At 63.1% G+C, this 19,148-nt stretch carries 19 protein-coding genes; 9 read left to right on the forward strand and 10 right to left on the reverse strand.

The window, feature by feature from the left end; all coding sequences use genetic code 11:
- Window positions 1–307: 307 nt before the first annotated feature.
- Entirely contained in the window at window positions 308–988 is a 681-nt protein-coding gene (locus XH91_RS25745; protein ID WP_128953184.1) for a L,D-transpeptidase, read from the forward strand.
- 41 nt (window positions 989–1,029) lie between these two features.
- Here the strand turns inward: XH91_RS25745 and XH91_RS25750 are convergent, their stop codons facing one another.
- Entirely contained in the window at window positions 1,030–2,103 is a 1,074-nt protein-coding gene (locus XH91_RS25750; RefSeq protein ID WP_128953185.1) for an extensin family protein, read from the reverse strand.
- 65 nt (window positions 2,104–2,168) lie between these two features.
- Between XH91_RS25750 and XH91_RS25755 the strand changes: the two genes are divergently transcribed.
- Together XH91_RS25755 and XH91_RS25760 are read left to right on the forward strand one after the other, a co-directional pair.
- Window positions 2,169–3,797 carry a fatty-acid--CoA ligase gene (locus tag XH91_RS25755; protein ID WP_128953186.1) on the forward strand — a complete coding sequence of 543 codons (1,629 nt, stop codon included), beginning with the start codon at window positions 2,169–2,171 and terminating at the stop codon, window positions 3,795–3,797.
- Window positions 3,798–3,946: 149 nt separating this feature from the next.
- Window positions 3,947–5,155, forward strand: coding sequence for an ABC transporter substrate-binding protein (locus XH91_RS25760; protein WP_128953187.1), 1,209 nt, complete (start codon window positions 3,947–3,949; stop codon window positions 5,153–5,155).
- 90 nt (window positions 5,156–5,245) lie between these two features.
- Here the strand turns inward: XH91_RS25760 and XH91_RS25765 are convergent, their stop codons facing one another.
- On the reverse strand, window positions 5,246–6,253 hold the full coding sequence (locus XH91_RS25765) for an HTTM domain-containing protein (protein ID WP_128953188.1): 1,008 nt from the start codon (window positions 6,251–6,253) through the stop codon (window positions 5,246–5,248).
- Window positions 6,254–6,645: 392 nt separating this feature from the next.
- Here XH91_RS25765 and XH91_RS25770 point away from each other — a divergent pair, with 392 nt between their 5' ends.
- Window positions 6,646–7,503: a DUF1499 domain-containing protein gene (locus XH91_RS25770; protein WP_128953189.1), complete on the forward strand. Its 858-nt coding sequence runs from the start codon at window positions 6,646–6,648 to the stop codon at window positions 7,501–7,503.
- Between the two features lie 119 nt (window positions 7,504–7,622).
- Here the strand turns inward: XH91_RS25770 and XH91_RS25775 are convergent, their stop codons facing one another.
- From XH91_RS25775 to XH91_RS25795, 4 genes are all read right to left on the reverse strand, one after another.
- Window positions 7,623–8,543, reverse strand: a complete 921-nt coding sequence (locus XH91_RS25775) for an MBL fold metallo-hydrolase (RefSeq protein ID WP_128953190.1) — start codon at window positions 8,541–8,543, stop codon at window positions 7,623–7,625.
- Window positions 8,544–8,702: 159 nt separating this feature from the next.
- A complete protein-coding gene (locus XH91_RS25780; protein ID WP_128953191.1) occupies window positions 8,703–9,917 on the reverse strand; it encodes an acyl-CoA dehydrogenase in 1,215 nt (404 codons plus the stop codon).
- An 83-nt stretch (window positions 9,918–10,000) separates the two neighbouring features.
- Window positions 10,001–11,077, reverse strand: a complete 1,077-nt coding sequence (gene ribB / locus XH91_RS25790) for a 3,4-dihydroxy-2-butanone-4-phosphate synthase (protein ID WP_128953193.1) — start codon at window positions 11,075–11,077, stop codon at window positions 10,001–10,003.
- A 202-nt stretch (window positions 11,078–11,279) separates the two neighbouring features.
- Entirely contained in the window at window positions 11,280–13,010 is a 1,731-nt protein-coding gene (locus tag XH91_RS25795; RefSeq protein ID WP_128953194.1) for a cation:proton antiporter, read from the reverse strand.
- 67 nt (window positions 13,011–13,077) lie between these two features.
- On the opposite strand from XH91_RS25795, the gene XH91_RS25800 reads away from it, so the two are divergent.
- Window positions 13,078–13,605 (forward strand): DUF3124 domain-containing protein, encoded by a 528-nt coding sequence (locus XH91_RS25800; RefSeq protein WP_164934244.1) that lies wholly within the window; start codon window positions 13,078–13,080, stop codon window positions 13,603–13,605.
- 239 nt (window positions 13,606–13,844) lie between these two features.
- The gene (locus XH91_RS25805; RefSeq protein WP_128953196.1) at window positions 13,845–15,077 is read left to right on the forward strand and encodes an aminotransferase-like domain-containing protein; all 1,233 of its coding nucleotides are present in this window, start codon (window positions 13,845–13,847) and stop codon (window positions 15,075–15,077) included.
- Window positions 15,078–15,084: 7 nt separating this feature from the next.
- Here the strand turns inward: XH91_RS25805 and XH91_RS25810 are convergent, their stop codons facing one another.
- On the reverse strand, window positions 15,085–15,357 hold the full coding sequence (locus XH91_RS25810) for a helix-turn-helix domain-containing protein (protein ID WP_164934243.1): 273 nt from the start codon (window positions 15,355–15,357) through the stop codon (window positions 15,085–15,087).
- Window positions 15,358–15,514: 157 nt separating this feature from the next.
- On the opposite strand from XH91_RS25810, the gene XH91_RS25815 reads away from it, so the two are divergent.
- Together XH91_RS25815 and XH91_RS25820 are read left to right on the forward strand one after the other, a co-directional pair.
- Window positions 15,515–15,979, forward strand: a complete 465-nt coding sequence (locus XH91_RS25815; protein WP_164934242.1) for a hypothetical protein — start codon at window positions 15,515–15,517, stop codon at window positions 15,977–15,979.
- Window positions 15,980–16,073: 94 nt separating this feature from the next.
- Complete coding sequence (locus tag XH91_RS25820) at window positions 16,074–16,292, forward strand: hypothetical protein (RefSeq protein ID WP_128953199.1); 219 nt, start codon at window positions 16,074–16,076, stop codon at window positions 16,290–16,292.
- A 184-nt stretch (window positions 16,293–16,476) separates the two neighbouring features.
- On the opposite strand, the gene XH91_RS25825 is transcribed toward XH91_RS25820, so the two are convergent.
- Window positions 16,477–17,343, reverse strand: coding sequence for an ABC transporter substrate-binding protein (locus tag XH91_RS25825; RefSeq protein ID WP_164938246.1), 867 nt, complete (start codon window positions 17,341–17,343; stop codon window positions 16,477–16,479).
- A 357-nt stretch (window positions 17,344–17,700) separates the two neighbouring features.
- Between XH91_RS25825 and XH91_RS39005 the strand changes: the two genes are divergently transcribed.
- The gene (locus XH91_RS39005) at window positions 17,701–18,015 is read left to right on the forward strand and encodes a YrhB domain-containing protein (protein WP_164934313.1); all 315 of its coding nucleotides are present in this window, start codon (window positions 17,701–17,703) and stop codon (window positions 18,013–18,015) included.
- Window positions 18,016–18,088: 73 nt separating this feature from the next.
- Here the strand turns inward: XH91_RS39005 and XH91_RS25835 are convergent, their stop codons facing one another.
- On the reverse strand, window positions 18,089–18,268 hold the full coding sequence (locus XH91_RS25835) for a hypothetical protein (RefSeq protein WP_128953201.1): 180 nt from the start codon (window positions 18,266–18,268) through the stop codon (window positions 18,089–18,091).
- A 301-nt stretch (window positions 18,269–18,569) separates the two neighbouring features.
- On the reverse strand, window positions 18,570–19,136 hold the full coding sequence (locus XH91_RS25840) for a CBS domain-containing protein (RefSeq protein WP_245477202.1): 567 nt from the start codon (window positions 19,134–19,136) through the stop codon (window positions 18,570–18,572).
- Between the last annotated feature and the right edge of the window lie 12 nt (window positions 19,137–19,148).

The raw sequence follows: 19,148 nt of genomic DNA on the forward strand, positions 1-19,148 counted from the left end.
GACTGCGCTTAGCGCGATTCTGACAAGTTCATGATGACAAGCACATTAACGGAGCGTTTGCATTTGTGGCGGCGGCATGGCTCAACTGTGGCACGGAATCGACAGCTGTGCTTTTCGCGCCAAAAAACCAGCCGAGACGCGGAAAACTTGCGGCAAAAAAGCCACAGGTTGGGTCTCGCAGCGCGGGATAAGCCCCTAAAAGCTGGAATTGTGGCGGATTTCAACGATAATGAAAGCAACGGAGTCGAAGGCCTTGGGTGGTACGCTTCAAGGACCTGCGCGGTATTGTTTTGATTGGAACCGAACCATGTCGTCGCTGAAGGTTATCGTTGGAATTTTGGCTGCCGGCTTCATGCTGTCGGGCTGCATGCAGGCCACGCATTACGAGGCCACCAACACCCAGAATTTCAAACCGCATGACAAGGAACTCCTTGCCAAGATCCGGTACGAGAATACGCCGGTGGCAGAGCCGTTCCGTCGCGCCATTGTGGACTATCACCGCAAGGAGTTGCCGGGCTCGATCGTGGTCGATTCCGACAACCACTATCTGTATTACGTGATGGATGGCGGCAAGGCGATCCGCTACGGCATCACTGTTGGTGAAGAAGCCATGGCCTGGTCGGGCATCGCCAAGGTCGGCAGCATGACCGAATGGCCGGCCTGGCACCCGACCCCGGGCGAGATCTCGCGTCTGGGCGTGCCGACCTACGTCGCGCCGGGCCCTGATAATCCGATGGGCTCGCGCGCGATGTACCTGTACTCGGGCGGCAAGGACACGCTGTTCCGCATTCACGGCACCAACCAGCCGGAATATATCGGCGCTTCGATCTCGTCGGGTTGCATCCGCATGACCAACGAGGACGCGATCGACCTCTACAGCCGCGTCAAGATCGGCACCATCGTCGTGGTGCTCGAGCCGAAGCACGGCGACTCGCCCTACAATTCGCGCCTCGCGCTGCAGGGCGGCGGTGTTTCGACCCCCAACTAACAATCTCGGACTGATCCGAAGGTTTTCGAAAAGCGCCGGTTTTACCGGCGCTTTTTTGTTGCTGGCTTGCTCTTGCCGGAGTCGGCTGCCGGCTTGTCGTCCGGCGCGGCGGGCTTCTCCTGATCATCAGCCCCCTCCTTGCCGCCCTCTGACTTGGCCGCGACCTCGCGCGGCGGCGCCTCCTCGGGGCGCTCCGCCGGCAGCAGGGGCGCGATCTGCGGCAGGGGATCCCAGACATTCCACTGGCAGATTCGGTAGTCGTTGCGCCGCTGCGCCAGATCGAGGTGGATGTGATCCTCGTGGTACCAGTCCGAGCCCGGGCCCAGCACAGTGGTAAAGCGCGAGCAGACCGAATGCAGCACGCGTTCGCGCACATCGCGGGATAGGGTGCGGTCGGTCAGGCCGATGGACTGCCCGTTGGCGAGCTTGAGCGAACGGACGTCGAGCGCGTTGGCCTTGCCGTGCTCGGACAGCATCGCGCCGGCAACGCGGTTGCGGCCCCGGCACTCGAAGCTGTCGAAATTGTCGAGGTCGGTGATGGTCGAGCCGAGGCTGGTGGCCAGCGGCACCATGTCGGTGCGCACCCAATCGGCGATCGCCGATGCCATGGTGCAACGGAGGACCGCCGCCGGTTTGACTGCGACCTTGCGCTTGTCCGGCAGCACGATGGCCTCCAGCCGCACCAGATCTTCGCCGCCGCAGGCCCCGGGGCCGTGGATGGCGGGAATGGACGGGGCGACCGCGATTTCCTCGGTCAGCGCCAGCCGGCATGCCGAGAGTTGCTTCTCGGGAGGCGGCGCAGCCTCGGCCGGCTTTTCCGGAGGGGGCTTGTCCGGGGAAGCCTTGTCGCTGGGCTCCGGCGTGACCTCCGCGGCTCCTTTGGGAGCCTCCTCGGGCCGAGGCTTTGGTAGCGGTATCTTGGTGGCGTGAACGCGCCGATGTGGCCTCGGCGTACCAAGACCAAAGATATCGAGCGGCGCAGCATAGTTTCGTGCATCCACAGGCTCGGGCAGCACAAGAGACAGCCCAAGCGCAGCGGTAACCATTGCCGCGCCGGCGGACATATTGCCGCGATAAGACCATTTGCGGCGAAAGTCCGGCAGGCTAAAACTCATGACAATTCTTTGGCCCTGCGCTGAGAGCGACAATGCGCCCAGCGAATTCTCGGAGGAACGTCTGAATGCTCGGTTTGATGCAAGATTGGCCCCTGCTCTGCCACCGGATCATCGAACACGCCGCCAAGATTCACGGCAAGCAGGAGGTCGTCACGCGATCGGTCGAGGGACCGATCCATCGCACCACCTACGCCGAAATCCACCAGCGCGCGCTCAAGGTCTCGCAGATGCTGGAGCGCGACGGCATCAAGCTCGGCGACCGCGTCGCCACGATCGCCTGGAACACCTGGCGTCATCTCGAAGTCTGGTACGGCATCATGGGCATCGGCGCCATCTGCCACACCATCAATCCCCGCCTTTTCCCCGAGCAGATCGGCTGGATCATCAACCACGCGCAGGATCGCATCGTGATGGTCGATCTGACCTTCGTGCCCGTGCTGGAGAAGCTCGCCGACAAGCTGCCGAGCGTCGAACGGTACGTCATCCTCACCGACAAGGCGCATATGCCCGAGACCACGTTGAAGAACGTCGTGGCCTACGAGGACTGGATCGCCGAGGCCGACGGCAAATTCAAATGGAAGGACTTTGACGAGAACACGGCGGCAGCGATGTGCTACACGTCAGGCACGACGGGCGATCCGAAGGGCGTGCTGTATTCGCACCGCTCCAACGTGCTGCACGCGCTGATGGCCAACAATGTCGACGCGCTCGGCACCAGCGCCTCCGAGACAATGCTGCCGGTGGTTCCATTGTTCCATGCCAACAGCTGGGGCATCGCTTTCTCCGCACCCTCGCAGGGCACCAAGCTCGTCATGCCCGGGCCCAAGCTCGACGGCGCCTCGGTCTACGAGCTGCTCTCGACCGAGAAGGTGACGCACACCGCCGGCGTGCCCACGGTGTGGCTGATGCTGCTCCAGCACATGACCGCCAATAATCTGAAGCTGCCGCATCTGAAGATGGTGATCTGCGGCGGCTCGGCGATGCCGCGCTCGATGATCAAGGCGTTCCTCGACATGGGCTCGAACGTCCGCCACGCCTGGGGCATGACCGAGATGAGCCCGATCGGCACCGTGGCGGCGCTGAAGCCGCCGTTCCAGAACGCCACCGGCGAGGCCCGGCTCGACGTGCTGCAGATGCAAGGCTATGCGCCCTTCGCGGTCGAGATGAAGATCACCGACGATGCCGGCAAGGAACTGCCCTGGGACGGCAAGACCTTTGGCCGCCTCAAGGTTTCCGGCCCCGCGGTCGCCAAGGCCTATTTCCGCCTCGACAACAACATCCTCGACGAGGAGGGCTTCTTCGACACCGGCGACGTCGCGACCATCGACGAGGGCGGCTATATGCGGATCACCGACCGCTCCAAGGATGTGATCAAGTCCGGCGGCGAGTGGATTTCCTCGATCGACCTCGAAAACCTCGCGGTCGGCCACCCTGCCGTGGCGGAGGCAGCCGTAATCGGGGTCTTCCACCCGAAATGGGACGAGCGCCCGCTGTTGATCGTCCAGCTCAAGCAGGGCCAGCAGGCCACGCGCGACGACATCCTCAAATACATGGACGGCAAGATCGCCAAATGGTGGATGCCGGACGACGTCGCCTTCGTCGAGGGCATCCCGCATACCGCGACCGGGAAGATCCTGAAGACCGCGCTGCGCGACCAGTTCAAGGACTATCGCTTCCCGAACGCGGCGGCGTAAGCCGACCGACAGCACCAGCCGAAATCGGCCCCTGCCCGTCCGCAAGGGCCTTTTTCGTTGGTGGTGTCGCGACCAAAGACGAATTGGAGCCGAGCCAACGGCTCCCTAACGTCGCGCCGCACTTCAAGCCAATAAGAGGAACACTCAAGATGAAATTGTTTGCGCTGCGAATGCTGCCTTGGCTGCTGGCCACGTCGATGGCGGCCACGGCCGCCGCAAAGGCGGCCGATAACAAGGTCGTGATCGGTGATATCGACGATATGTCGGGCCTGTACGCCGACGTGATCGGCCCCGGCGGCGTCGAAGCGGCCAAAATGGCGATCGAGGATTTCGGCGGCAGCGTCCTCGGCAACAAGATCGAGTTCATGGTCTCGGACCACCAGAACAAGCCCGATGTCGGTGCGCAGAAATTCCGCGAATGGGCCGACCGCGACGGCATCACGATGATCCTCGGCGGCTCCAACACCGGCGTCAGCCTGGCGATGAACAATGTCGCCAAGGAGAAGAAGATCCCGTTCATTGCGATCGGCGCCGCCGGCGCCTCGCTGACCGGCAAGGACTGCACGCCCTACACCGTGCATTACGTCTACGACACCACGGCACTGGGCAACGGTACCGCCAAGACCATGGTGAAGCAGGGCGGCAAATCCTGGTTCTTCCTGACGGCAGACTATGCCTTCGGCACGCAGTTGCAGGAATCCGCCTCGAAGGTCGTCGAGGCCAATGGCGGCAAGGTGGTCGGCGCGGTGCGCGTGCCGCTCTCGACCTCCGACTTCTCCAGCTACCTGCTGCAGGCCCAAAACTCGGGTGCGCAAGTGCTGGGCCTCGCCAATGCCGGCAACGATTTCACCAACTCGATCAAGGCAGCCGACGAATTCGGCATCGCCAAGACGATGAAGCCGGCCGCATTGCTCGCCTTCATCAGCGACATCCACAGCCTCGGGCTGAAGACCGCGCAAGGCCTCTATCTCACGACAGGCTGGTACTGGGATCTCAACGACAAGACCCGCGCCTTCGCCAAGCGCTATTTCGAGAAGACCAAGCGCGAGCCCACCATGAACCAGGCTGGCTACTATTCGGCCACCATGACCTACCTCAACGCGGTCAAGGCTGCCGGCACGACCAACTCCGACAAGGTGATGGCCGAACTCAAGAAGATGAAGATCGACGACATGTTCACCAGCAACGGCAAGATCCGCGCCGACGGGCTGATGGAACATGAGATGTACATCATGCAGGTGAAGAAGCCCGAAGAATCCAAGCAGCCCTGGGACTACTACAAGCTGGTTCAGACCATGACAGGCGAGGAGGCATTCGGAAAGCTGTCGGACTCGGCCTGCCCGCTGATCACGCACTGAAGCCTGGTTCATAATCAGGCGTCACATGAGGCGCACCCACGGGTGCGCCTCTCTCCCTGCTTGGCAAGCAGACCTGCTTCTTGCAGCCTCTCACAATTGCGAGCAGCGGAAACCGATCTCCGGGCGGCTGAAGAACAGGCGTTGCTCCTTCACCACGAGCACGAGCTGGTTGCTGTCGGGCAAGGCGCGGCACAGATCGCCGGCAATAATCTTGAAAATGCGCGTTTCTGCATAGGGCGTGACGTTGAGATCCTCGATCGCCCAGCGCTGGAGATTGAGCACGTTGGTATTCTCCGAGGTGTGAACCAGGTACGGGCGGACGTTGTCCGGCGTCGAGGCCGCGCCGAGATCGCTGAGATAGATCTGCGCCTCGGTGAGATTGCCGGAGTAGAGCGCCGAAGAAAGATAAGAATCCCAGAGATTGAAAAAGCTCAGCACCGGCAGCACCACGAACAGCGCCACTGCCGCGCCATGGCGAAGATCGCGCACGTTCCAGACGATGTCGCGCCAGATGAAGTCATCGGTGCCGGAGAACAGCAGCACATCGAACACCGCCATGGCCGCGGTCCATGGCCAGACGATGTCGTTCCAGTTCAACCCCAGGGGACCGAACATCGCGAGGATGAAGACGTGCATACCGACAGCGACGACGAGCGAGGCGCGACGGAAGCGCCTGGTCAATAGACCGACGGCGAACGCCACCTGAACGAAGGGGACCAAAAAGCCGAGCGCATCGAGAGGAGTCGCCACCGCCGGAAACAGGCTGGTGATCGGCGTGATGATCCAGGAAAACTCGTGCTCCATGAAGTTGAGGTTGATCTTCTGAAGCCCCGAGAAGACGTAGGTGAAAACGATGACCAGTCGGGCAAGGTTCAGCGTCTGGAGATCATCGGCCGGCGCTGCGCTGCCACCGCGCGCGAGCCCGACGACCATGAGCAGGAAGCTGTACTGAAACACCCAGGGCTGCCACCGCGTCTGGTCGGCAAGACAGAACGCCATCATGATGATGAGGAAGCCCGCGATCGGCCAGCGCGCGCGAGGAATGATCACCGCAAGCGCCGCCAGCGCGAACAGGGCGCCATAGAGTGCCAAAGCCACGGAGCCCTCGATCGGCGGCAGGAGCGACCAGACCGGCGCCTGTGGATAAGACCGCGGCCCTATCCATAGCCCCGAGGACATCACCAACCCGGTGCAAAATGCGACAATGATCGTCAGCCGTAGCAGAAACAGCCGCTGCGGAAGAGTTGCACTTCCATCCTCCGCGTTACCCGGCTTCCAAGTCCCTGGCCTCCCCATGCCCCCTCCGCGAACCGCCACACAACAAATATGTGGCTCGCAGCGGGGCGTTGGTTCGATCGCCATGGCCCCAGCCTCTCACCGGCCAAAACGGGGGATAAACCGCTTCCCAGCCAAGCGGAAAATGCGCTAGGTCAGCTTGCTCCCGTCGCCCGTGCCCTCAACCGGCGACTTAAGACCGGTGATGGAACGACATGGCCCGCAGGTTTTCCGCTCCCTATCAGACGGAGCCCGTGTCCAGCCTCGCCACCTGGGCGCGCAATCTGGCCGTGTTCGCGGTGGTGGCAGTGGTGGTGTCGATCATCATCGTCCGCTTCGACTTCCTGGAGATGAAGCCGGCGCTGGCCACCTTCTTCGGCGGGCTCGGCATTGCCGCCCTTTCCATCCTGTTCGGCCTCGCCGGCTTTGCTGCGATCTGGCAGAACGGCACGCGCGGCATGGCGCGCATCCTGCTCGCCTTCCTGATCGATGGCGCGATCCTCGCCTATCCCGCGTATCAGGCCCTGCTCTACCGCAAGCTGCCGCACATCTACGACATCACCACGGACCCGATCGACCCGCCGCGCTTCGATGCGCTGTCGCGCCTGCGCACCGGGGACGGCACCAACACCGCCGTTTACGCCGGTCTCTACTCGGCTGAGCAGCAGCGCCAGTTCTATCCTGATATCGAGCCGATCGAGCTCGAGATTCCCGTCGACCGCGCCTATGCGATCGCACGCCAGCTCGTCATCAAGCGCAAATGGACCGTCATCGACGAGCGCGAGCCGCAGCCGCCGCGCCGCATGGGACGCATCGAGGCGGTGGCGCGGACGCCGATCATGGGCTTTCGCGAGGATATCTCGATCAGGGTCGTGCCTGACGGCGACGATTCCCGCGTCGATATCCGCTCGGCCTCGCGCTATTTCGACAGCGACCTCGGCAGCAACGCCGCGCGCGTGACCAAATTCATCGACGATCTCAACACCGCCGCCGACGCCGATGCGCTGAAGCCGGCGAAGAAGACCCCGGTGGCGCCGCCACCCAAGGCACCGGCAAAGACGGTGAAGAAGTAGCCTCGGCCGTCATTCCGCGGCGTGCGAAGCACGTTCCCGGAATACATCGCGCCGCAGAGTTGGTGGATGAATGGATTCCGGGCTCGCCGCTCCGCGGCGCCCCGGAATGACGGAGGGGATTAACCCGCCATCCGATAAGTCCCGCCGATCACCGGGTCGCCATCCGTCGCGACGACACCGCGCGCGACGAGATCTTCCAGATGCGCCAGCACGGAATAGCCGGCGGCCGTCGTCAGGCGCGGGTCGATGCCGATATAGATCGCGCGAACCATGGTCGGGATATCGGTCTCGCCCTTGGCGAGGCGGTGCAGGATCGAGGCCTCGCGCGCCTTGCGGTGACGGATCAGGAAGCGCACGAAGCGCTGGCCCTCCGGGATCTCCGGGCCGTGGCCGGAGAAATACAAATCCTCCTCGCGCGCAGCGAGCCGGTCGAGCGATTCCATGTAGTCGATCATCGAGCCGTCGGGCGGCGCCACGATCGAGGTCGACCAGCCCATCACGTGATCGCCGACGAAGTTGAACTTTCGCTCGGGCCAGGCAAAGGCGAGATGATTGGCGGTGTGGCCGGGCGTCGCCACGGCCTCGAGCCGCCAGCCGGCGCCTTCGACGACGTCACCATGGGCGATCCTGATATCGGGCACGAAGTCGCGATCCGATCCGGATTCCGGATTGTGCTTCTCGCTTTCGAAGCGGGGGCGCGAGGCGCGGTGCGGGCCCTCGGCATAAACAGGCGCGCCGGTCGCCTGCTTGATCCGCGCCGTGTTGGGCGAGTGGTCGCGGTGGGTGTGGGTGACGAAGATGTGGCTCACCGTCTCGCCGCGCACGGCGTCGAGCAGCGCGGCCGCATGAGCCTGATCATCAGGACCGGGATCGATGATCGCGACGTTGCCTTGGCCGATGATGTAGCTGACAGTGCCCGTAAACGTGAACGGGCTCGGATTGTTACAGAGCACCCGCCGGACGCCTGGACGAACTTCCTCGACGGCGCCGGCCTTCAGCGGAAAGTTGCGGTTGAACGGGACGTCGTCGTTGTCGGACATGGCATTTCCTGTAGCCGCACCCTCCGCCGTCATACCCCGCGAAGGGTATCCAGTACGCTGTGGCGTCCGTGGCGAAGGCGAGGTCTCTGGGATACTGGATCGTCCGCTTTCGCGGACGATGACAGTTGAGCAAAACAGAGCCACGGAATCCGGGCGCGCTCAGAAAAACGCCTGAATGCCCGTGATCGCGCGGCCCAGGATCAGGGCGTGGACGTCGTGGGTGCCCTCGTAGGTGTTGACAGTCTCGAGGTTATGGACGTGACGCATCACGTGGAATTCGGCCGAGATGCCGTTGCCGCCGTGCATGTCGCGGGCAACCCGGGCGATGTCGAGGGCCTTGCCGCAATTGTTGCGCTTCATGATCGAGATCATCTCGGGCGCGAACTTGCCCTCGTCCATCAGGCGACCGACGCGAAGCGAGCCCTGAAGACCGAGCGCGATCTCGGTTTCCATGTCGGCCAGCTTCTTCTGCACCAGTTGGGTCGCAGCGAGCGGCTTGCCGAACTGCTTGCGATCGAGCGTGTATTGGCGGGCGCGATGCATGCAGTCCTCGGCGGCGCCGAGTGCACCCCAGGAGATGCCGTAGCGGGCGCGGTTGAGGCAGCCGAACGGGCCCTTCAGGCCGGAGACGTTGGGCAGCAGCGCGCTTTCGGGGACCACGACGCCGTCCATCACGACCTCGCCGGTGATGGAGGCGCGAAGCGAGAGCTTGCTGCCGATCTTCGGCGCGGACAGGCCCTTCATGCCCTTCTCCAGCACGAAGCCGCGGATCTGGTTGTCGTGCTCGGCCGACTTGGCCCAGATCACGAACACGTCGGCGATCGGCGCATTCGAGATCCACATCTTGCTACCGGTGAGGCGGTAGCCGTCCGAGACCTTCTCGGCGCGGGTCTTCATGCCGGCCGGGTCGGATCCGGCGTCGGGCTCGGTCAGGCCGAAGCAGCCGACCCACTCGCCGCTGGCGAGCTTCGGCAGATACTTCTTGCGCTGGTTCTCGTCGCCATAGGCGTAGATCGGATACATCACCAGCGAGGACTGCACCGAGTTCATCGAGCGATAGCCGGAATCGACCCGCTCGATCTCGCGCGCGACGAGGCCGTAGGCCACGTAGCTCGCATTGGCGCAACCAAACTCCTCCGGCAGCGTGATGCCGATCAGGCCGAGCTCGCCCATCTCGTTGAAGATCTCGCGATCGGTCTTCTCTTCCAGATAGGCCTTGGTGACGCGCGGCAGCAGCTTGTCCTGGGCGTAGGCGCGCGCGGTGTCGCGCACCATGCGCTCGTCTTCGGTCAGCTGCTCGTCGAGCAGGAACGGATCGTCCCACTGGAAGGAAGCCGCAGCCGGCTTGTCCTTGGTCTGAGGGCGCACGCTCATGAAACGTCCTTTCGGGTCTGGTTCCGTCTGAAAATTGCCCGACAAACTAAAGCGCCGCGGCAACAAGTGCAATTGCGTTGGGTCTAGCTTTCGAGCTGCTCGTTGGCGACGATCTCGATGCCGAAGCCCGAGAGGCCCTTGTAGTCGTGCACAGACGAGGTGAGATGGCGGATCGAGGTGACGCCGAGATCGCGCAGGATCTGCGCGCCAACGCCGACCTCGCGCCACTGGCGGTTGCGGTCGGCTTCCGTCGCCGTCTCATCCGGCAGCGGCGACACGGGAACACCGGCCGCACCGTCGCGCAGATAAACCAGCACGCCGCGGCCGGACTTCTTGAAGTGCTCGAGCACGGCCGCCATGCGCTTGTGGCCGGTAAAGGTGTCCTTGACGATGTTCGGCTTGTGGAAGCGCGTCAGCACGTTCTTGCCGTCACCGACGCCGTTATAGACGAAAGCAACGTGGGCGATGGAATCGAACGGCGAACGATAGGCATAGCCCTGTAGCGGCCCGATCGGGCTTTCGGTCGTGAAGGTCGAGACCCGCTCGATCAGCTTTTCGCGTGCCTGCCGGTAGGCGATCATGTCGGCGATGGTGACGTGCCTCAGCTTGTGCCTGGCTGCGAACTGAGCGACCTGCTCGCCCTTCATCACACTGCCGTCGTCGTTCATCAGCTCGCTGATGACGCCGACCGGCGGAAGCCCCGAGAGCTTGCAGAGGTCGACCGCGGCCTCGGTATGGCCGGAGCGCAGCAGCACGCCGCCATCCTTGGCGATCAGCGGGAAGATATGGCCCGGGCGGGCGAAGTCGTTGGCGCCGGCATTGGGGTTGGACAGCGCGCGGCAGCAGGAGGCGCGCTCCTCGGCCGAGATGCCGGTGCCGCCGTCGGGCTTGTAGTCGATCGAGACCGTGAAGGCGGTGGTGTGCGCGGAATCGTTGTGGGCGACCATCGGATCGAGCCGCAGCCGGCGCGCATCCTCGGTGGTAATCGGCGCGCAGACGATGCCCGAGGTGTGGCGGATGATGAAGGCCATCTTTTCCGCCGTGCAGAATGAGGCGGCAACGATCAGATCGCCCTCGCCTTCGCGATCCTCGTCGTCGGTCACGACGACGAGCTCGCCCCTGGCAAAGGCCTGCAAGACTTCCTGGACGGTATCGGGCATGTCCCAATCTCTATTGGTTACGGGCCGGCGGCTTCACGGGACGCCTTAGCCGGGATCGCCTTAGCCGGACTTGGACCCCAGCGCTAGTGTCCTGGATGCAACCGCACATGCTTGGCGCCGTCCCCGGCCCGGCTTTCAGGCTTGCACCGGAGATACCAGCGATATAGGCCCGCGCCGGCCGGACGGAAGACGGCCCCCACGATCAGGGCAGCACCTCGCGCCGCTCACCCAGCCGAGCATCGAGCTCGGCGCGCTTGTCGGCCAGCAGGCCGGCTTGCGCCGCCTCGATCACCGTCAACAATTCATGAGCGTCGCTGAGCCGGGTCACGGTCACGTAGCTGGCGCCGGCCGCATAGAGCTCGCCGACGTCGGAGAGGAGATCGGCCGTGGCGATGATCGAGGCATTCGGATTGAGGGAGCGAACATGACGGACCAGCTTCTCGTTGCTGGCGCCCTTCAACAGCGCGTCCGGCACGCTGAGGATGATCATCTCGGACTTGCCGATCCCGGCATGGAGCAGCGTATCGACATTGCTGATGTCGCCATAGATGACGTGCAGGCCGCGCGAAAGCAGGGTCTGGTACACATTGGGGTTGAAGTCGACCACCGTGATCTGCTCCAGCAGCACCGGGGCCTGCCGCTCGATCTCGGCCAGCAGCGCGCTCGCCGCACGGAAAAAGCCGAGGATGACGATGCGGCGCGCCTCGCCGTGGCCGCCCTCGTGCCCCTCTTCGGCATGGCCGTTGCCGTGGTCGAGATCGCGCAGGCCGATCCGCTTGAGCGGGCCGATCGCCCAGCGGGTGATCTCGTCGCTGCGCGTCATGACGAAGGTCGAAAGCACGGCGAGCACCACGAAGGCGAAGGAAGCCGCATTCGCCGTTTCGGCTGCGATGTGATTGTCGGTGACACCGGTCTGGATCACCACCAGCGAGAACTCGGAGATCTGCGCCAGATTGATCGCCGGCAGCAGGCTCGCACGCAGGCCCTGCTTCATCAGATAGAGCGGCGTGAAGGTGGTGACGAGACGGCTCACCACCGTGAAGGCTGCGATCATCAGTGCCAGCCCGATCACGGAAAGGCCGGGCACCGGAATGGTCATGCCCAGCGCGACGAAGAACAGCGTGATGAAGAAGTCGCGCAGCGTCGTGACCTTGGCGGTGACGTCGAGCGCATAGGGAAAGGTCGACAGCGAGACGCCGGCGATCAAGGCCCCCATCTCGCGCGACAGCGAAAGCTGCTCGGCGGTCTCGGCAACGAGGAAGCACCAGGCGAGCGCCCCGAGCAGGATCAGCTCGGGGCGGCGGGCGATCTGGTGAAACAGCCGCGGCAGCACGTAGCGACTGACCAGCAGCGCGGCGGCAACCAGCACTGCGACGCGGCCGATCGACAGCAGGATCACGCTGACCTGCAGATTGGCAAGGCTCGGCTGCACCGCCAGGAACAGGATGGCAAAAATGTCCTGGAGCACCAGCACGCCGAGCGTGATGCGGCCGGGCAAGGTGTCGAGCTCGCGCTTCTCGTAGAGCACCTTGACGATGATGACGGTCGAGGACAGCGCGCAGGCAATGCAGAGATAGAGCGCATCGAAATGGCCGCCGCCGAGCGAAAGCCCAATGCCCGTGAAGAACAGGATGCCGAGCAGGCAGCCGCCGAGGAGCTGGCCGCCGGCCGCGAACAGGATCACCTTGCCGGCCCGCACGATCTTCTTGAGGTCGATCTCGAGCCCGATCATGAACAGCATGAAGATCAGGCCGAGCTCGGAGATGACGCTGATCGATTCCTGCGACTTGACCCAGCCGGCACCGAATGGACCTATGCAGAAGCCGGCGATAAGGTAGGCCAGGATCAGCGGCTGCCGGGAGAAATGAGCGGCGAGGCCCAGCATCCAGGCGAACAGAATACAGAGAGTGATGTCGCGAATGAGCTCGTGCATGCCAGACCGGTTCGTTTTGCCGCACCCTAGAGACCGCGTGCAGCGCGGCAAACGAGCAATTCGTCACATGCGGGCGGCCCTCGCCGCTGCAATGCTGCTATGCCCCCTCGCCTTCGCCGGCCCAGCGGCCGCACAGCCCAAGGTGAACCTCGAACAGACCTTCGCCGATTCGCTTCAAGCGATGCCGAAGGAGGAACTCGCCGTGACCGGCGGCTTCTACGTGCCGGCCTATTCGAGCGTGGCGATGAGCCAGGGCAAGCTGCGGGTCGATTTCTCGGTGACCTTGAGCGTCCACAACGCCTCGGAGACGCAAGCCCTGGTGGTGAGGCGCATCGCCTATTTCGACACCGCGGGCAAGCAGGTCGAGAGCTATCTGAAGGCGCCGGTCGCCGTGAAGCCGCTCGCCACCATCTCGATCGTCATTCCGACCGACGACGTGCGCGGCGGGACCGGGGCCAATTTCATCGTGGACTGGGCCGCCACGGGCGAGATCGCCGAGCCCGTCGTCGAGGCCCTGATGGTTGGCGGCGTCGCCAATGCGCATTACGCTTTCATCAGCCAGGGCCGTCCGACCAGGACGGTGGGTAAAAAATAGCCGCGCCGTCACGGCCGCAGATCGAAACCGCGAAAACAACCCCATGCACAGTAGCCGCGCCGGTCAAATCAACGCCTTGTTCCCACGCCCGACGGGAGATGCGGATTTTACGAATTTTGTTTGACCCGTCGGGCAAAACACTGGCATGATGGCATCATCAAGATCGCGGCGCCCGGTCGGCACCAAGCCGGCCGCCCAATAAGAACAACGCTCAAATAAAAACAACGAGGAACGCTCCCATGACGTCCAGCTTCGATTTCGCGCCCCTGTTTCCCGCAGGGCTGCCGGCCCCTTCTGCGCGCTGGACGGGCCTTGCCAAATACAGCTTCGTCGGCGGCAACAACGATTCCGAGCAGCTGCCGCTCGACGAACTGATCGAGGCCGCCAAGCAGGCCCTGCAACGCGAGGGCCGCTCGCTTGCCACCTACGGACTGGCGCACGGCCCCCAGGGTTACATCCCCTTGCGCGAATTCCTGGTGACGAAGCTGAAGCGCGATGCCGGCATCGTCTGCACGGCCGACGACCTCATGATCGTCTCCGGCTCGCTGCAGGCGCTCGACCTCGTCAACAGCACGCTGCTGACGCGCAGCGACACCGTGATCGTCGAGCAGGAGACGTATCAGGGAGCGCTGCAGCGGCTGACGCGGCTCGGCGTCAACACGGTCGGCATTCCCCTCGACGACGACGGCATGCGGATGGACGCGCTGGCCTCGACGCTGGCCGACCTGAAGAGCCGCGGCATCCGGCCGAAATACATCTACACCATCCCGACCGTGCAGAACCCGACCGGCAGCATCATGCCGGAGAGCCGCCGCGCCGAGCTGCTGCGCCTGGCGGCCGAATATGGCGTGCCCGTCTTCGAGGACGATTGCTATGCCGACCTGGTCTGGTCCGGAGAGCGCCCGCCGGCGCTCTCCGCGATGAGCCAGAACGGCGGCGTGATCCATGTCGGCTCGTTCTCGAAATCGATCGCGCCGGCGCTGCGCGTCGGCTTCATCGTGGCGCCCTGGGATGTGATGTCGCGGATGCTGGCGCTGAAGACCGATGCCGGCTCCGGCGCGCTGGAGCAGATGGTGCTCGCCACCTATTGCAAGCCGCATTTCGCAAGCCACGTGCCTGTTCTGTCCAAGGCGCTGCGCACCAAGCTCGATACGCTGATGGAAGCCCTCAACGAGCAGTTCGGGACCGCGGCCGAATTCGGGGAGCCCAAGGGCGGCATCTTCCTGTGGGTGAAGCTGCCCGACCAGGTCGACACGCTCAAGCTCTATCAGGCGGCGCTTGCCGCCGGTGTCGCCATCAATCCCGGGCCGGAATGGTCGACCAACAAGCCGTATGCGGGCTCGCGCCTGCGGCTGTGCTTTGCAAGCCCGTCGCATCAGCAGATCCGCGACGGCATCGCCGTGCTGGCCGAAATCTGCCGCAAGGAGTTCGGCGTGCCGGCCCGCAGCGCCAATGTGGAGAAGCGGGCCTGAAGTCGGATTAGGCCGCCTGCGGCTGGCTGCCGTGGATGGCCGAGGCAAGCCGCAGCAACAGGACGATCGAGACGTTGCCCTTGCCGGCCTCGATCTGGGCGATGTAGCGCTCCGAAATGCCGGAGCGTCGGGCCAGCTCCCGGCGCGACAGCTCGCAGCGGGCGCGCGACGATTTCAGGCGCTCGCCCAGCTCGGCCAGAAACGCGGTCTCGGAATTAGGCGGCACGGCACAGCTTCCCGGCAGCACCTCGCCCGCGAAATCCATCACTTGATTCAGCATCGCTCTCACCACGTTCGCCTTCGGGAGCGTCATCTTACCCCGCAAGCGCATGGCCTCATTGACGCGGATCAAATTCGCGCGCGGCGGATGGCTCCCGTGGACGGCCGCAACGGGGATGCTACACTTTGGAACTCTTCCAGGCGGGGCCTTTCCGGACATGATGCGATATTTGAGCCGCTGGACCATTGCGGCGGTGCTTTGGATTGCGTTCACATCGCTTGCGGATGCCGAAACGCTCGCGGCGACGGTCGAGCAGTGGGGCCTGCTCGGGTCATGGGCGGTCGACTGCACGGTCGGCCCCGACCGCGACAAGGGCGCGCTGCTCACTTACGAAATTCGCGGGGATGGCCGCGTGATGTACCGCCGCGATTTCGGCGACGCCAAGGACGACAACGAGGTCGTGTCCGCCACCGTCAATGCCGAAGGCCTGCTCAACCTGATGGTCTACTTCCCCGCGCTGCATCAGACGCGCGAATCCGGATTGATGCTCGCGAAGGACGGCAGCCTGCGCGCGATCTACAATCACAATGAGCGAGGCGAATACACGATCAGGGACGGCAAATTCGTCAAATCAGGCGCGCCGACGCTTCCGCTGCAACGCTGCCACCAACGATCATCCTGATGCTGAACATCCATTCAGAATTCTCTTCCCTTTCCCTCGGGAACGTTCACGCGAATGCGCGGTTTAAATTTGCATTCGATTGGAGGAGGACATCATGAAGAAGCTTGGTTATGTCGTTGCCGCTCTGGGTGCGCTCGCGGTTGCGGCGCCGACGCTGGCTAGTGCCGAGACCGTCATCGTCAAGCACGGTCATCACGGCCCGTACGGCGCCCGCGCCGAATTCCGCGAGCATCGCGACAATGGCTGGCATCGCGGCTGGCGCCATCACGACCGCGTCGTGGTGATCAAGCGTGGTCATCGCCACTGGGACTAACGCGCAACGCAAATGGAGATGGCCCCTGATGGGGCCATTTTCTTTGCGCTCAAATCGACTGACGACGAGGCATCTACTCATCATCCGCTACGTGTGCTCTGCCTCCAATAGCGGCCGAACAGCGGACATCGATCTACTGCGGCCATGGGCCACAAACGGACTCATAAAGCGCAACGTCCTGGGCTCACTCGATCACCTCGTCGGCGCGGGCGAGCAGAGCCGGAGGGACCGTGAGACCCAGGGCGCTCGCCGTCTTGAGATTGATGATCAGCTCAAATTTGACGGGTTGTTGGACCGGAAGATCACCCGGCTCCGCGCCTTTTAGGATTCTATCGACATAGGTTGCTGCACGTCGGTAGAGGTCGGGCCAGTCGGAGCTGTAGCGGATCAATCCATTTCCGAGCGCCTGCACGTTTGCATAGAGGTCCGGTAGGCGGTACTTGCCGGCGAGGCCAGTGATACGCTCGTGGTTGGCCGAAAGCATGATGTCCGGCAGAGCGATCATGGCGCCTCTCGGCCTTTTTGCAAAGGCGTCAACCTCTGCTTCGATTTCCGCGGCGCTTTTCACGTGCGCGATGGTCAACTGTATTTCGAGCAATGGCGCCGCGTCTTGCATCGTTTTTACGTGTGTCCGCCAAGTTGGGTTTGGGCCGGCGAGGACCAGAACGTTCGTCGTGCGCGGCGCAATTTCCTTGAGCAGTTCTAGCCATTTTCCGGCGATCGAGAATTCATATGCGGCAAAGCCGGTTATGTTTGCTCCAGGATGTGGGAGACTTTGCACAAGGCCCTCCTGAACGGGGTCGGCAACGTGCACGAAAACAATCGGAATTCTCTCAGTTAGATCGCGCAAGACAGTTGTCGCCTGCGTACCACCACTGACAATCACTTCAGGATTGAGATCAACCAGACTGGCAGCGTCGGCTCTCAGTTTGTCAGGGTCTGGTCTGGCCCAGCGAAAATCAGACTGGATATTCTTGCCTTCGATCCAGCCGAGGGCACTGAGGCCCTCTCGAAGCGCACGTGCGTAGGCTTCTTGGACGGGACTAGTCACTACGAAGGCTCCAATCCGCCGCGTACGCTGTTGAGCCTCCGTACAAACCGGCGTCATAGCTGCCAAGCCACCTAGACCTAGGATGAATTCGCGTCGCTGCACAACTACTCCTCCAGAGCCAACCTTTACACGCTATCATGTTGCTGAGCGCGGATGCACAGTCTGTCGCAGCAAATTAGCCGCTCGAAGTTCGGCAATGGGTCAAAGGCTGCCCTCGGCAGCCAACATGCCCTTGGTCGGATCCTCTCTCGGAAGCCGACATCGCCGCGCTCTGGGCTGAGGTCAGCCACGGGGCCAAAAGCTGACTTGATTCAGAATCAGTTTACCTGCACTTGGGCTTGGGGGAGTGATGGGGTCATGGACGTAGCAGCGGCGATTGCAGCATTCGAGGTATTTATAGAGCGAAAGCAGAATGAGCTCGGGGAGACCCTTGCGTCCCTAGGCAGGCCCGAGCGCCTGTCGCGCGGGTGGGCGTTTTACTATCAATCGCGTGCCTACATGGAGACTGGTGAGTTTAGTTCAATGCTAGTCGGCCATGGGCCTGTCGTGATCAAGGATGAGGGTGGGATCATCGAGGGCGGCTCACTGGACAATGACCCAGAAGCTTTGCTGAATCGCGTCGGCGAGACACCGATAAACGGTCCTGATGTTGGCGACCCGCATCTTCGCTGATCGGCCACTAGCTGCTGGGCGTCAATCGCGGCACCCAAACACGACTCGCGGGACCCGATCCGCGCGCAGTGCTCTATTGCCCTTGGGTCAATTGCTGCAAAATCTGTTGAAACATTTGGGCGGGGTCGTTTTGACCAGACTTCCCTTGGTCTTTTCTGCACACGCCCTCAAGTGCCCCCTTGATGCCACCGCTCACGCAGTCGAGTTCGCGCTCACCCAGAACGTTGCTCTTCGCGTTGATTGTACCAGTCATCACATGTCTCCATTGGTCGGCGCGATCATCAAACGCCGGTGCGACCACATTGCCATCGCCGCATTCGTAGGGATGTGACAGCCATCACAAAATGTATGATTGACCGGGGGGCTCCCCTATCAGCACGTACGTGGCGGCGAAACCATCCCGCTATGGTCCGCTCAGTCACAAGCTGCTCCTCGCAGGCTGCTCCGAGTTGGTCCGCCATCTCTCCTGAGCAGGCATCGCGGCTCTCCGAGCGAAGGTCAACAACGCGCTACAGGCAGACATACTCAGGGGCGACAACACCGCGGTTCGTTTGTCAGCCCCCGGGACCGTCCTTCATGATGTAACCCATCAGGTCGTCCACGTTGTGCTCCAAATCCCGGATGATGTTCTTGACGACGTCTCCGATCGAGATCACGCCCACGACCTTGCCCGCATCCAGCACCGGCAGGTGACGAAAACCGCGCGCAGCCATCACTGCCATGCAGGCGTCCAGCGGATCGTCCGGCTTGATCGTCACCGGGTTGCCCGTCATCACCTGGCCCACCGGCGTCTGCTTCGCGTCGAGCCCGGGCAGCAGCACCTTGATGGCGCAATCACCCTGGGTCACGATACCGACCAGCTTGTCGTCGTCGATGACCAGCACCGAGCGGACCCGGTTGTCGCGCATCTGGCGCAAGGCTTCGACGACCATGTCGCCGGAACGTACATGGATCAGAGCGCCACGCTTCTGTGCCAGAGCGCCTTTTACCGTGCTCATCGATCTGCCCTCGTGGGTCCTGTCCTGGCCCATCTCGATAAGGATAGTCGAAATAACTGGTCTCGTCAGCACCGCGCCGATGCCGCAGGGACCCCGCATGGGGGCAGCGGGGTAACGGGTCACAAGCTGCCCCTG

The organism is Bradyrhizobium guangzhouense (assembly GCF_004114955.1).
GTDB classification, from domain to species: domain Bacteria; phylum Pseudomonadota; class Alphaproteobacteria; order Rhizobiales; family Xanthobacteraceae; genus Bradyrhizobium; species Bradyrhizobium guangzhouense.